Below are 13560 nucleotides of genomic sequence, written 5' to 3' on the forward strand. Positions count from 1 at the left end.
CCGCACCACGGGGTACACGCTCGCCATGAACGAGGAGTACACCCCCACCGAGCGTGCCGTCACCGTCGCTGCGGGCGGCGCCGGAGCCGTGCTGGCCGGCGTCTTCGGCGCCTGGGCCCGCTTCCGCGGCAAGCCGCTGCACCCCGACGGCGGCGTCCGCGAGGCCACGCTCGAGCGCGAGGGCAGCCTCGTCCGCACCGGCGTCCCGTGGATCGACGAGCCCGGCACCGACGACTGCCTCGTCCGCCTGTCACGGGCCACCGGGGTGCCCGCTCCCCTGCCGGACGTCCACGGCCTCGCGCTGCGGGTGCCGCGGGCCGACGGCGGTCACGGCGACGTGCTGGTCTCGACCACCGGCACCGGACGCCTGACCCGCTTCCTGCTCGTCGCGACCCGCGAGACCACGGGCGCCGCGCACACGACCCTCGTCCCCTACCGGACGCCGACCGGCCCGCTGCTGCTCGCGTTCTTCCCGCGCGACGAGGAGACGTTCCGGCTCGCCCACGCCCGCCCGCGCGGAGCGTGGACGCCGTTCGCCACGCTGCACGTCAAGGGCGAGGCCAGCACGACCGGCGACGAGGAGATCGCCTTCGACCCGATGACCAACCGGCTGCCCGAGCTGGAGCAGTACCCGTGGGTAGCGAAGCTTCGCGAGGGCGCCTATCGGGCGTCCCGACGCGCCCGCCACGACGACCGCACGCACCCGTAGGTCGACCGCTCCGTGAGCTTGTCGAAAGGAGGCGAACGGGGCTTCGACAGGCTCAGCCAGCGGGCCCGCTCCCTGAGTGGTCTACCCGCTCCCTGAGCGGACTACCCGCTCCCTGAGCCTGTCGAAGGGAGCCCGTCGACGGAACCCGCCCTCAGGCCGGGCGGCGGACCTCGAGCAGGCAGCCGCGCTCGCCGTGCTCGCGGACGCCGCCGGGCACGAGCCCGGGCCAGCGTCCCTCGGCCAGCTCCGCGGCGATCGGGACGTGCTGCTCGGGGCCGAGCTGCAGGATCGCGACGCCACCGGGCAGCAGGTGCCCGCCGATCACGTCCAGGCAGAGCCGGGCCAGGTCGAGCCCGTCGTCGCCGCCGTCGATGGCCAGCTGCGGGTCGGCCGGGAAGCGGCGCAGGTCCGACGATCGCACCCACGGCGGGTCGGCCACGACGAGCGCGAACCGCTCGTCCGCGGCGACGACCTCGCGCATGTCGCCCTCGCGCACCTCGACCCGGTCGGCCAGCCCGTTGCGCTCGGCGTTGGCGGTGGCGTACGCGACGGCCACCGGGTTCACGTCGACCATGACCAGACGACGGTCGGACGCCGCGACGGCCAGCAGCCCGATGTGCCCGGCGCCGGCGCACAGCTCGAGCACGGGCCCCTCGGGGACCTCGTCGAGCAGGTCCGCGGCCCACTGCGACTGGGCCTGCGTCCACTCCCGCGGCTCCAGCACCCGGTCGTCGAAGTCGATGTCCAGGGGGCCGAAGGACGTGGTGCGCGGCTCGGTCGTCTGCATGCCTGGACGCTAGCGCGACCCGCTCCCCTCGGCCTTCCGAGAACCCCCACCCGAGCCGTCCGTCCCGTTCGCGCTGAGTGTGACGTTCCGGGGCGGAAACGGGAACATCCACCCCCGGAACGTCACACTCAGCGCGAACCGGACCCCACACCCGAGGAGGGTCAGAGGACGCGGAGGGAGGAGACCTTCCAGGTGCCGTCGACCCGGCGGGCGTCGACGACGAGCTGGGCCGCGGCGACGGACGACTCCTGGTCCGTGGCCCGCCGGCTGGTCTGGTCCAGGAAGACCAGCAGCGTGGCCTCGTCGCCGTGCAGCTGCTGCACGGCGGCGGCCTGCACCTCGACGTCCATGACGAGCTGCTGGTCCTTCGCCCGCTCCACCAGGGACGCGAACAGGGTCGCGTGCTCCTCGCGCGCCTTGCCGACCAGCAGCTCCTCGGCCGCGGCCTGCGTCTCGTCGGGCGAGGACGCGTCATAGGCCAGCACCCGCGCGATCGCGGACGAGACCTCGCGCTGCACCGTGCCGCTGTCGGTGACGTCGACGACGGCACCGTTGCGGGCGGCGTCGGTCGAGCGCTCCTGCCACGCCGCGCCCCAGGCCACGAGCCCGCCGACCAGCGCCACGACGGCGAGCACGACCACGATCGTCCGGCGGGTCATGCCGCTCCCACCCCGACCTGGCCGAGGTCCTCGAGCAGCCAGCGGCCGTCCGTGCGGACGAGCTGGGCACTGAACCGATTGCGCTTGAGCTCGGGCTCGGCGTCGGGCGAGGCGCCGTCGGCGATCGAGACCTCCACCGCGGCGATGACCGTGGCGCTGTCGTCGTCGAGCTCCAGCACGGCCGCCTCCAGCACCTTCGCGGTGCTGATCTTCTGCTGGTCGACCAGCAGCTGGCGGTCCTGCTCCCCGGCCTGCACGAGCTGGTCGTGCAGCGTGCCGGTGCTGGCGTCGGCCCAGGCCTTCAGGCCGGCGTCGACGTCGCGGTAGTCGAGCGAGTTCAGCGTGGCGACGTGCTTCGTCGCGGCCGCCACCACCTCGTCGCGTGCGTCGGCGCGGTCGAGCCGCTCGTCGCCGGCCGTCGCGCGCCAGGCCACCAGCCCGGTGACGAGCACCAGGACGCCGAGGACGAGCAGCAGCACGGGCCAGCGGCGCGTCACCGGCGGCCCTCGCGCACGCGGCCCCAGCTGTCCGGGATGGCCTGCGGGCCGCGGACGCCGGTGCCGGTGCTCGGCGACGCGGTGCAGCCGGCCTGGGTGTTGAACGGCTTGCCGGTCGTGGTGTCGAGACCGCCGCGCACCGGCGTGCCGTCGTAGCCGCTCGTGCACGGCACCGGGTTCGTGTACGTCTGCGCCAGGCCGAGGTCGAGCCCCTGGGACCCGGTGACCGCCCACGTGACGCTGACCGCCTCGGGCAGCCGGATCAGCGCGTCGCGCATGCCGGCGCCGTTCTCGCCGAACGCCTTCACCGGCGCGACGAGCCGGTCGAACAGCGTGCCGAGCGGCCCGCCGACCTGGCGGACGAGCTGGTCGGTCTGCTCGGCCGCACCGGGCGCCGCCGCGATGAGCGAGCGCAGGTCCCGGTCGCTGTCGGCCAGCGTCGCGGAGAAGTCGCGCAGGTCGGTGCTGAAGCTGGTGATGCTGGTGGCCGACTCCTGCTGCGTGGTGAGCACGCGGTCGGCGGTCTCGACGAGCCGCTGGGTGTTGAGGAACCCCCGGTCGGCGGTCTTCACCAGGTCGCGGGAGGTGTCGAGCAGCCGGCCGAGGTCCTGGCCCGCCCCGCGCGAGGCCTCGTAGCCCTCGTCGATGACGGTCGTGAGTGCGTCCTGCGGCACGGACGCGCTGAAGTCGCGCCCGCTGCGCAGCACCTGCTCGATCGGCTGCGGCATCTGCGCCTGCATGCCGTCGAGCTCGACGCCGTCGGCCAGCGGCTCGCCGGTGCCGCCGCCGCGCAGGTCGAGGTACTGCTCGCCGATCGCCGACCGGTTGGCCACGGCGGGCTCGACGTCGGACGGGATGACCGGGGCGTCGGCGTCGATGCGCAGCACCGCGGTCGTGCCCTCGTCGGTGGCCTCCAGCGAGTCGATGCGGCCCACCGGCACGCCGCGGAACGTCACCTCGCCGTTGTCGAACAGGCCGCCGGCCTCAGGCAGCGTCACCGCGACCTCGTAGCCGCGGTTGAACGGGTCGATGCCGACGTACCGCGCCCCGAGGTAGGACGTGGCCACCAGCCCGAGCACGACGAACGCGACGAGCTGCAGCTTCATGCGCCGGGTGAGCATCAGTCCTGCTCCTTCGGGTCGTCGGTCGCGGGCGGCGTCGTCGGCGCGGCCGGGCTGCTCGGCGACGGCGTGCTCGGCGTGGCGCTGGGCCGCGCGCTCGGCGTCGGGGTGGCCCGGGGCGTGGCGCTCGGCGAGGGCGTCACCGACGGGGACGCGCTGGGCGTCGGGCGCACCGGCGACGGGACGGCCTTCGCCGCGTCCTGCTCGTCGTCCTTCGCCTTCGGCACGTAGCGCGACTGCGTGCGTCCGGTGCTCGCGGCCACCTGCGGCCAGTCGCACGACGTGTCGGTGCAGCCGGCCGGCTGGGTCCGGAACTTCGTGGTGAGGAAGACGTTGAGGTAGTCGCCCTTGACCGCGCCGAGCACCGAGTCCGGGAACGGGTAGGTCAGCAGGATCTCCAGCGACCGGGGCAGGTCGCTGCCGGCCGCGCCGAGCTGCTGCAGCACCGGCGCCAGCAGCTCGAGGTCGGCGACGATGTCGGCCTGCGCCTTGTCGAGCGTGTCGACGGTGACCTCGGAGAGGTCGTCGAGCGCGGCCAGCATCTTCACCAGGTCCTGGCGCTGGTCGGCGAGCGCGGCGAGCCCGGGCTCGAGGTCCTCCAGCGCGGTGGCGATCTTGTCCTGGTCGGCCTCGAGGGTCTTGGACAGCGCGGCGAGCGAGTCGATCGCCGCCGTCACCGACTCCTTGCGGTCGTCCAGGCCGGACGTGAAGGTGGCCATCTCGTCCAGGAACGCCTTGATCTGCTGCGGGTCGTCGCCGGCCTGCTGCAGCTCGCGCGAGATCTCCTGGAACTGGCCGACCCCGCCACCGTTGAGGACGAGCGACAGCGCGCCGAGCACCTGCTCGACCTGGGCGCTCTGCGACGTGGCCTCGTCACCGAGGTGGTCGCCGTCCTCCAGCTCGCCCGCACCGGCCTGGGCCGGACGCACGAGGGCGACGTACTTCTCGCCGAGCAGGGACGTCTGCTGCAGCCGCGCGGTGGTGCCGGCCGGCAGGTCGACGTCGCCGTCCACGACGAGCTCGACCCGGGCGCTGCGACCGCCGGGAGCCAGCTCGATGCCGCTCACCCGGCCGACGGCGACGTCGTCGACCCGGACGCCGGACTGCGGCACCAGGTCGAGGGCGTCCTCGAAGTCGGCGGTCAGGGTGATCGGGTGGTCGCCGACGTCGGCGCCGCCGGGCAGCGGCGTGTCGTAGACGCCGCCGCCGAGCGCGCTGCACCCGCCCAGCGCGAGCGCGGCCACGACGACCCCAGCCCTCGTCCAGCGGTTCATCGCTCCCCCTCGATCAGCACCGGCGGGGCGTCGGCGGACGACTTGCCCACCTGCCCGCCCTTCGACCAGATGGTCAGCTCGTTGAGGTTCGCGCGGCCGTCCATGGTGCCGGTGGCCGGGTCGTAGCTGCGCAGGAAGTTCTGCACGACGACCGGCGCGGTGCGGATGGCCTCGGCCAGCGAGCGCGACTGACGAGCCAGCGCGGCGACGGGGCCGGTGAGCCCGTCGACGCTGGTGCGCAGCGCCTCGCGGTTGTCGCCGATGAAGCCCTCGACGTCGCCGAGCGCGACCCCGAGCGTCTTGACCGCCTCGGCCAGCTCGTCGCGGTCGTCGGCCAGGTAGTCGGCGACCGACGCGAGCGAGCGGTTGACGCTCGCGATCTCGCGGTCGTTGTCGACGAGCATGTCGTTGAGCGAGGCCAGGTTCGCGACGGTGGCGAAGAAGTCCTCGTCGGACTCGCTGAGCGTCTGGGTGGCCTTGCCCAGCTCGGTGACGAGGGTGTTGATCTCCTCGCCGTTGCCGTCCAGGTTCTTGGCCGCCACCTCGAGCAGGCGCGACAGCGAGCCGTCCTTGTTGGCGCCCTTCGGGCCCAGGCGCGTGGCGATGTCGTCGAGGCTGGCGTAGAGCTCGTCGATCTCGACCGGGACGCCCGTGTTCTCGCGGTCGATGACCGCGCCGTCGGCGAGCGCCTCGCCGCCGCGGTAGGGCTCGGTCAGCTGGACGTACCGGTCGCTGACCAGCGTCGGCGACACGATGACCGCCTTGGTGTCGGCGGCGACCTTCTGGTCCGCGTCCAGCTCCATCGAGACGCGCACCGAGTCGCCCTCGGGCTCGACCGCGGTGACGGTGCCGACCGGGACGCCCAGCACCGCGACGTCCGAGCCCGGGTACAGGCCGACGGTCGAGACGAACAGCGCGTCGACCGTCGTCCGCTCGCCGCTCGCGGCGGCCCGCCAGGTGAGGCCGCCGGCGACCAGCACGGCCGCGGCGGCGATCGTGGCGCCGAGGCGGCGCAGCGTCGTGCGGCTCACTGGCCGCCTCCCTTCGCCGGCGCACACGTGCGCTGGACGTCGTTCTGCAGCACGGGGGCGCCGGTGGCGTCGAACAGTCCGCAGACGTACGAGTCGACCCAGTGGCCGTTGCCGGTGGCCGAGGCCAGCACCCGGTAGTACGGGCCGAGCTGCGAGACGGCCTTCTCCAGCTGCTTCTCGTTGCGGTCGAGGATGCCGGCGACCGTGTCGAGCTGCTTCAGCGCCGGACGCAGCTGCTCGCTGTTGTCGGCGACGAGGCCGCGCAGCTGCACGGCCAGGCGGCGGGTGCCGGTGAGCATGTCGTGGATCGCCCGGCGCCGGGTCTTGAGCTCGGCGAGCAGCGCGTCGCCGCCCTGCACGATGCCGGCCAGCTCGGCGTTGCGGTCGGCGAACGTCTCGGTCACGTCGCTGCTGGACGCCAGCAGGTCGGCGAGCTGCTCGTCGCGGCTGGAGACGGTGCGCGACAGGTCGGCCAGGCCGTCGACCATGGTGCGGACGCTCTCGGGCGTGTCGCGGAAGGCCCGGCTCAGCACGTCGAAGCTCTTGGCCATCTGGTCGGTGTCGATGTCGCCGACGGTGGTCGACAGGTCCGACAGGGCGGCCGAGACGTCGTACGGCGTCGTGGTGCGCTCGACCGGGATGGGCCCGTCGAGCTCGCCGCGTCCGCCCGGCTCGAGGCTGAGGAACTTCTGCCCGAGCAGCGTCTTCACCTTCACGGCGGCACTCGTCTGGTCGCCGAGGCGGACGTCCTTGACCCGGAACGTCACCTCGACGACGTCCTCGTCGAGCCCGATCTTCGTGACCTCGCCGACCTTGACGCCGGCCACGCGCACCTCGTTGCCCTCGCGCAGGCCGCCGGCCTCGGCGAACCGGGCGGCGTGCACCTTGCCGCCGCCGATGACCGGCAGCGCCTCGGCGTAGTAGGTCACGGCGAACACGAGCGTCATGGCGAGCAGTCCGGCGATCGCGACGACGATGCGGTTCCGCTCGGCGAACGCGGTGGGGAATCGCTTCATTCCTGGCACCTCCCGGCGACCGGCTGGGCCCCCACGTCGCCGACGTAGCCCTCGGGGACGGGGATGCGGCCCTCGATCGAGCACACGTAGAAGTTGAGCCACGAGCCGTAGCTGCCGATGCGGCCGATCCGGTCGAGCTTGGTCGGCAGGGTCTGCAGGAACCGCTCGAGCGTGGCCGAGTCGGCGGCCAGGTTGCCCGAGAGGTCGCCGAGCCCGGCGATCGAGTCCTTGAGCGGCGCGCGGCCGTCCTCGAGCAGGTCCGCCACGCTGACGCTCAGGTCGCCGAGCCCGTCGGCGGCGTCGCCGATCGTCTTGCGGTCCTGGGCAAGGCCGGTGACCAGCCGGTCCAGGGTGACGACCGTCTGGTCGAGCTGGCTGGAGCGCTGCTGCACGGTGCCGAGCACGGACGACAGGCTGTCGACGAGCTCGCCGATCACCTCGTCCTTCTCGGCCAGCGTGGACGTGAGGCTCGCGGTGCTCGACAGCAGCGTCTCGACCGTCGCGCCCTCGCCCTGGAACACCGAGATCACCTGGGCGCTGAGCGTGTTGACGTCCTCGGGGTCGAGCAGCCGGAACAGCGGCTGGAACCCGTTGAACAGCACGGTGAGGTCGAGCGCCGGCTTGGTCTCGTCCAGCCCGAACGTGTGCCCGGCCTCCAGCGCCTTGCCGGCCTCGGACGACGGCGGCTGCTCCAGCGCGACGTACCGCTGCCCGACGACGTTGCGGAAGCGCAGCTGCGCGGTGGTGCCGGCGGCCAGCTCGACGTCGTCGCGCACGGTGAACGACACCTTCGCGACGCTGTCGTCGGCGACCGCGATGTCCTCGACCGTGCCGACCTTCACGCCGGCCACGCGCACGTCGTCGCCCTTGTTCAGGCTCGTGGCGTCGCTGAACAGCGCGGTGTAGTCCTCCCCCGAGCCGCCCGCGGAGTTGCGGATGGTCGCGGCGAGCGCCGCGGTGGCGGCGACCGTGACGAGCGTGAACACCAGGCTTTTGATGACGACGGCCCTCATCGCAGGCTCACCTCCGTGCCGCGCAGGGTCGGCCCGACGAGCAGGCTGCCCCAGTCGGGGTAGTCCGAGGGCGCCATGGCCCGGGTGGGCGCGAGCAGCTCGGCGATCAGCTGGTTCTCGGCCGGCGAGTTCGCCTCGCCGAGCCCCGAGGCGGCGGCGAGCGTGCTCGCGTCGACCTGGGCGTTGGGCGGGGCCCCGATGGCGGCCGGCTGCGACGCCGAGCCGCCGGCCGAGGCCGCCGCGGCCGGACGCGTGCCGGTCTGCCCGGTCACGTACGGGCACCGCGGCGCTCCGCTGCTGGTGATCGTCGGCTTGTCGCCGGCCAGGTAGCGGCCCTGGCCCTCGACGACGTTGAGCGTGACGTGCAGGCCCGGCTCGGACGTGTCCTTGCCGAGCACGTCGTCCATGACCGGCACGAGCTGCCGGGTGGCCTTGAGCAGGCACGGGAACTGCACGGCGTACGGCTCGACGGCGGCCAGCGCGGAGCGGCTCTCGTCGGCCAGCACGACGATGCGGCCCTGGTTCTTGCCCAGCCACGCGTCGGTGCTGCGCGACATGCTCGTGACCGAGGCGTAGACGTCGCCCAGGCCCTTGCGCTCCTCGACCAGCGTCTTCGTCGTCGTGGTCATGGAGTCCAGCGCGTCGAGCAGGTCGGGCAGCGCGGTCTCGTAGGCGTCGGCGACGTCGGCCAGCTTGGTCAGGTCGTCGGCGATCTGCGGCACGAGCGGGTTGATGCGCTTCAGGTAGGCCTGCCAGTCGTCGAGCGTGCCGGCGATGTCGTCACCACGTCCGCGCAGCATGGCGGTCAGCTCGCCGAGGGTGGCCGAGAGCTTCTCGGGCTGGATCGACTGCAGCACTGGCAGCAGCTCGTCCAGCACCTCCTCCAGCTCGACCGCCTCGTCGCTGGTGTCCTGGCGCAGCGTGGCGCCGGCCGTGACGCCGGTGGCGCCGGCCTGCTGGGGCCGGACGAGCGCGACGAACCGCTCGCCGAAGAGCGTCTTGGGCAGCAGCCGCGCGGTGGTGCCCCGCGGCAGCGACTCCGCGGTGTCGGGGTCGAGAGCCAGGGTGAGCGTGGCGCCGTCGGCCGACGAGCGCACCTGCTTCACCTCGCCGACCGGGACGCCGTTGAGCTTCACGTCCGAGCCCTTCTTGAGCGCGTTGCCGACGGCCGCGGTCTCGAGCGTCACGTCGACGCTGGGCACGAACGTGCGCTGGTAGGCCATGCCGGCCACGACGAGCAGCGCGGCGGCGAGCAGCAGGTAGCCCAGGCCGAGCAGCGCGTCGAGCAGGCGGGGGCGGGCGGTCATCCGGCGATCCGCACGGTCGTGGTGGTGCCCCACAGCGCCATCGAGAGCACCAGGTCCAGGATCGCGACGGTGACGATGCTGCGCCGCACCGCGGTGCCGACCGCCACGCCCACGCCGGCCGGACCGCCGGTCGCGCGGAAGCCCAGGCGGCAGTGGATGAGGATGATCAGCACCGAGAACACGAGCACCTTCGCGAACGACAGCAGGATGTCGATCGGCGGCAGGAACAGGTTGAAGTAGTGGTCGTACGTGCCTGCGGACTGGCCGTAGAGGTAGACCGTCACCAGCCGTGAGCCGAGGTACGACGTCAGCAGGCCGATCACGTACAGCGGGATGATCGCGATGAACCCGGCGATCACGCGCGTGGTGACCAGGTACGGGATGCTCGGCACCGCCATGACGTCGAGGGCGTCGACCTCCTCGTTGATGCGCATGGCGCCGAGCTGGGCGGTGAAGCCCGAGCCGACGGTGGCCGACAGCGCGAGCGCGGCGACGAGCGGGGCGATCTCGCGGGTGTTGAAGTAGGCCGAGATGAACCCGTTGAGCGTCGAGGTGCCGATCTGGTCGAGGGCGGCGTATCCCTGCATGCCGACGACGGTGCCGACGAACAGCGTCATGCCGACCATCACGCCGATCGTGCCGCCGATGACGGCGAGCGCACCGGAGCCGAAGCTGACCTCGGTGAGCAGGCGGGCGATGTCGCGCGGGTAGCGCACGATCGTCCGCGGGATCCAGGCGATGACCTGGCCGTGGAAGCGGATGTCCTCGCCCATGCGCGCCAGCGCGTCGACGGGACGGTCCCACCAGCGCTTGCGGGACCCGGCGGCGAGCTCGGCCATGTCAGGCCCCCTTGCCCGGCACCAGCTGCAGGTACAGCGTGGTGACGACGAAGTTGACGAAGAAGAGCATGAGGAACGTGATGACCACCGACTGCATGACCGCCTCGCCGACGCCCTTGGGGCCGGGCGCGGTGTTCAGCCCGCGGTAGCAGGCCACGACGCCGGCGATGAGGCCGAAGATGACCGCCTTGATCTCGCCCACGACCAGGTCCTGGATCTGTGCGAGCGCGGTGAAGCTGGCCAGGTAGGCGCCGGGGGTGCCGCCCTGCACGAGGACGTTGAAGACGTAGCCGCCGAGCACGCCGACCACCGAGACGAGGCCGTTGAGCAGCACGGCGGCGGCGACGCAGGCGAGCACGCGGGGCACGACGAGGCGCTGCACCGGCGAGATGCCGATGACCCGCATCGCGTCGATCTCGTCGCGGATCGTGCGGGCGCCGATCTCGGCGCAGATGGCCGCACCGCCGGCGCCGGCGATGACCAGCGTGGTGACGATCGGGGCGGCCTGCTGGACGACGGCGAGCACGCTGGCGGCGCCGGTGAACGACTCGGCGCCGACCTGGCGGGTCAGCGTGCCCAGCTGCAGCGCGATGACCGCGCCGAACGGAATGGCCACCAGCATCGCCGGCACCCACGAGACGCTGACCACGAACCAGAACTGCTCGAGCAGCTCGCGTCCGGCGAACGGACGCTTGAACGTCATCCGCGCGGTGTCGAGGCCCAGCGCGAACAGGTCGCCGGTGGCGGTCAGCGCGGCGCCGACCGGGCCCGGACGGGGCGGGACCGGGACTCGTTCGCGCTCGTCGTCGTCGGCGACGTACAGCGGCGCGGCGCCGCTGGCGACCCGCTCGCGGTGGCGGGTCGTGGCCGCCCGCGGCTGGCCGCTGCGCGGCACGAGCTGGCGCGGCAGCACCTCGATCGAGCGGGCGCCGGCGTGGCGTGACAACAGCGCGGTTCCGCCCGGGAAGCCGGCCGGGTCGTCGAACCCGGGGTCGACCGGCACGTCGCGGTGGTCGGTCTCCTCGCTCATGCCGATCGGCCCCTCGGGGTCGCCGCTCATGAACTGCGAGACGACCGGGTGGTCGGTGAGCAGGAACTCCTCGCGCGGGCCGAACATGACCAGCTCGCGGCGGTAGAGCATGCCGAGGTTGTCCGGCAGCGTGCGCGCGAGCTCGATGTTGTGCGTGACGACGAGCATCGTGGCGTCCGTGGCGGTGTTGACCTCCATGAGCAGCTGCGCCAGGTTCGACGTGCGCACGGGGTCGAGGCCGGAGTCGGGCTCGTCGATGAGGATGATCGCCGGGTCGGTGACCAGCGCGCGGGCCAGGCCGGCGCGCTTCTTCATGCCGCCGGAGATCTCGCCGGGCACCTTGTGCTCCTGGCCGAGCAGCCCGACGAGGTCGAGCTTCTCGTGGACGATGCGCTTGATCTCGCGCTCGTCCAGCCGGGTGTGCTCGCGCAGCGGGAAGGCGACGTTGTCGTAGACGTTCATGGAGCCGAACAGCGCGCCGTCCTGGAACAGCACCCCGAAGCGCTTGCGCATCTCCAGGCGCTGGGCCTCCTTGGCCTTCACCATGTCGACCCCGTCGACGTGGATGGTGCCGTGCTCGGGCTGCACGAGCCCCATGACGGACTTGAGGAACACCGACTTGCCGGTGCCCGACGGGCCCAGCAGCGCGGTGATCTCGCCCGGCGGGAGCGTGAGGGTCACGTCGCGCCAGATGTTCTGACGCCCGTAGCTCTTGGTGAGCCCCTCGACGACGACGGTGCCGCCCATGTTCCTCCGATCCGTGCGCGTCCCCCGAGGGCGCGCCGTGGTCTGGGTCAGGCGCCGACCGCCCCCTCAGCCGGCCGGCGCCTGGCGACGAACGTAGGTATGGCGTGCGTCACCCCGGCGCGGTCGCGGGACATCGGACGCTTCCGTAATCGTTTCGTAACCTTTCTTTGTCAGCCCCGTCACAAGAAACGACCCGGTGCAACTCGAAGCGTCCGATCCGGCTTGTGCGGGCCCGAGCGCGCGTGCGTAGATCAGCGTGTCGCCCCCTCGACGTTCGGTGCCCCGTGCACCACGACGGGTGGGAGAGAGCAGTGACCCTCATGGAGATGCCGGCCAGACCGGAACGACCGCGCACGTACCCTTCGGCGCACGAGGTGCCGGACCACCGGCTCGACTCCCTGTGCCACCGCATCGACCAGGCGGTCGTGCGGGCCACGGGCGGCGCCACCGACGAGCTGCTCAGCGAGCTGGTGCGCGCGGCCGTCGACGCCTTCGTCGAGCACGACGCCGACGTCGAGCGCGCGGCCCGCCGCGTCGGCCCGCTGATGGACCGCATCGGCCAGCGCCAGGCGCACCGCGGCTTCACCTCCGCCGACCTGGACGCCGCGTTCGACGTCGCCCGCAGCGCCCTGCACAAGAGCCTGGACAGCGTCGTCGGCGACCTGGTCAACCGCGACGGCCAGGTCGGCCTGCGCGAGGACCTCACCACCTACCTGGCGCGCCTGCACGTGTGGGCGCGCCGCGGCCTCGACCGCACCCACCGCCTGCGCGAGCTCAGCGAGCCCGAGCGACGCGCCCGCATGGCGACGGCCGCGTTCGGCCGCCAGTCGTCCGCCGAGCTCGTGCAGCTGGCCGCGGTGAGCGGCCTCGACCCGGCGGCGCTCGTCGTCCCCGTGATCTCGCTGGACGCTCCCCTGCCCGCCGCGCTGCTGGACGCGCCGGGGTCGATCCGGGCGGCGGAGCCCACGGCCGTCCTCGTCGCGCACACCTGGGCGCCGGAGGTGCTGGAGGCGCTCGTCGACGGCCCCGCGGTGACCGGTCCGGCCGTGCCGCTCGCCGCGGCCGGCGACGCCGTCGCGCTCACCCGGCGGGCGGTGCGTCTGCTGCGCGAGCGGGGCACGTCCGGGCGTCCGCGCCTGGTGGCGTGCGAGGACCTGCTCGGCGAGCTCGTGGCCGAGAGCGACGCCCTGCTGGCCGAGCTGGCGATCCGCAAGCACCTGTCGGTGCTCGACGGCATGCCCGCCCGCCGCAAGGTCGACCTGGGCGAGGTGCTGCTCATGTCGCTGGAGCTGGGCCGGCCGACGAACACGATCGCGCGCGAGCTGCACGTGCCGCCGCAGACCGCGCACAGCCGGATGAAGACAGTGCGTGAGCTGTTCGGCGAGGCGCTGGACGACCCGCTGCAGCGGCTCGAGCTCGTCGTCGCCCTGCGCGCCGCCCTCCCCCGCTGGCGCACCCACCTCTGACGCTTCCCCCACGAAGGGCCCACCGGACGTCCCAGTGGGCCCTTCGTGGGGGAAGCGTCAGAGG

General features: G+C 73.0%; 13 protein-coding genes and 1 pseudogene. 2 read left to right on the forward strand and 12 right to left on the reverse strand.

Annotated features, from left to right (window positions below):
* Nucleotides 1–25 precede the first annotated feature (25 nt).
* The gene (locus E0W78_RS12280; protein ID WP_131404244.1) at nucleotides 26–709 is read left to right on the forward strand and encodes a hypothetical protein; all 684 of its coding nucleotides are present in this window, start codon (nucleotides 26–28) and stop codon (nucleotides 707–709) included.
* Between the two features lie 151 nt (nucleotides 710–860).
* Here the strand turns inward: E0W78_RS12280 and E0W78_RS12285 are convergent, their stop codons facing one another.
* The 12 genes and pseudogenes from E0W78_RS12285 to E0W78_RS16600 form a co-directional block, all read right to left on the reverse strand.
* Nucleotides 861–1496: a class I SAM-dependent methyltransferase gene (locus tag E0W78_RS12285; protein ID WP_131404245.1), complete on the reverse strand. Its 636-nt coding sequence runs from the start codon at nucleotides 1494–1496 to the stop codon at nucleotides 861–863.
* Nucleotides 1497–1657: 161 nt separating this feature from the next.
* Nucleotides 1658–2155, reverse strand: a complete 498-nt coding sequence (locus tag E0W78_RS12290; RefSeq protein WP_131404246.1) for a hypothetical protein — start codon at nucleotides 2153–2155, stop codon at nucleotides 1658–1660.
* The gene (locus tag E0W78_RS12295; RefSeq protein ID WP_131404247.1) at nucleotides 2152–2652 is read right to left on the reverse strand and encodes a hypothetical protein; all 501 of its coding nucleotides are present in this window, start codon (nucleotides 2650–2652) and stop codon (nucleotides 2152–2154) included. Before E0W78_RS12295 ends, E0W78_RS12290 begins: the two co-directional genes overlap by 4 nt.
* The gene (locus E0W78_RS12300; protein WP_131404248.1) at nucleotides 2649–3773 is read right to left on the reverse strand and encodes an MlaD family protein; all 1125 of its coding nucleotides are present in this window, start codon (nucleotides 3771–3773) and stop codon (nucleotides 2649–2651) included. The genes E0W78_RS12295 and E0W78_RS12300 overlap by 4 nt, the downstream gene beginning before the upstream one ends.
* A complete protein-coding gene (locus E0W78_RS12305) occupies nucleotides 3773–5047 on the reverse strand; it encodes an MCE family protein (RefSeq protein ID WP_131404249.1) in 1275 nt (424 codons plus the stop codon). The genes E0W78_RS12300 and E0W78_RS12305 overlap by 1 nt, the downstream gene beginning before the upstream one ends.
* Nucleotides 5044–6078: an MCE family protein gene (locus tag E0W78_RS12310; protein ID WP_165570494.1), complete on the reverse strand. Its 1035-nt coding sequence runs from the start codon at nucleotides 6076–6078 to the stop codon at nucleotides 5044–5046. Before E0W78_RS12310 ends, E0W78_RS12305 begins: the two co-directional genes overlap by 4 nt.
* Nucleotides 6075–7094, reverse strand: a complete 1020-nt coding sequence (locus tag E0W78_RS12315) for an MCE family protein (protein WP_131404251.1) — start codon at nucleotides 7092–7094, stop codon at nucleotides 6075–6077. The genes E0W78_RS12310 and E0W78_RS12315 overlap by 4 nt, the downstream gene beginning before the upstream one ends.
* Nucleotides 7091–8107: an MlaD family protein gene (locus tag E0W78_RS12320; protein ID WP_131404252.1), complete on the reverse strand. Its 1017-nt coding sequence runs from the start codon at nucleotides 8105–8107 to the stop codon at nucleotides 7091–7093. Before E0W78_RS12320 ends, E0W78_RS12315 begins: the two co-directional genes overlap by 4 nt.
* Nucleotides 8104–9414, reverse strand: a complete 1311-nt coding sequence (locus tag E0W78_RS12325; RefSeq protein ID WP_131404253.1) for an MCE family protein — start codon at nucleotides 9412–9414, stop codon at nucleotides 8104–8106. Before E0W78_RS12325 ends, E0W78_RS12320 begins: the two co-directional genes overlap by 4 nt.
* Nucleotides 9411–10253 carry an ABC transporter permease gene (locus E0W78_RS12330; protein ID WP_019145143.1) on the reverse strand — a complete coding sequence of 281 codons (843 nt, stop codon included), beginning with the start codon at nucleotides 10251–10253 and terminating at the stop codon, nucleotides 9411–9413. The genes E0W78_RS12325 and E0W78_RS12330 overlap by 4 nt, the downstream gene beginning before the upstream one ends.
* Before the next feature lies 1 nt (nucleotide 10254).
* Nucleotides 10255–11004: an ABC transporter permease gene (locus E0W78_RS16595; RefSeq protein WP_242686339.1), complete on the reverse strand. Its 750-nt coding sequence runs from the start codon at nucleotides 11002–11004 to the stop codon at nucleotides 10255–10257.
* Nucleotides 11005–11433: 429 nt separating this feature from the next.
* Nucleotides 11434–12030: pseudogene (locus E0W78_RS16600) on the reverse strand (ATP-binding cassette domain-containing protein); the annotation flags it as partial.
* 374 nt (nucleotides 12031–12404) lie between these two features.
* Here E0W78_RS16600 and E0W78_RS12340 point away from each other — a divergent pair.
* A complete protein-coding gene (locus tag E0W78_RS12340; protein ID WP_165570495.1) occupies nucleotides 12405–13496 on the forward strand; it encodes a helix-turn-helix domain-containing protein in 1092 nt (363 codons plus the stop codon).
* Nucleotides 13497–13560 lie beyond the last annotated feature (64 nt).

The sequence above is a fragment of the Aeromicrobium sp. IC_218 genome (assembly GCF_004336805.1).
Lineage (GTDB): Bacteria > Actinomycetota > Actinomycetes > Propionibacteriales > Nocardioidaceae > Aeromicrobium.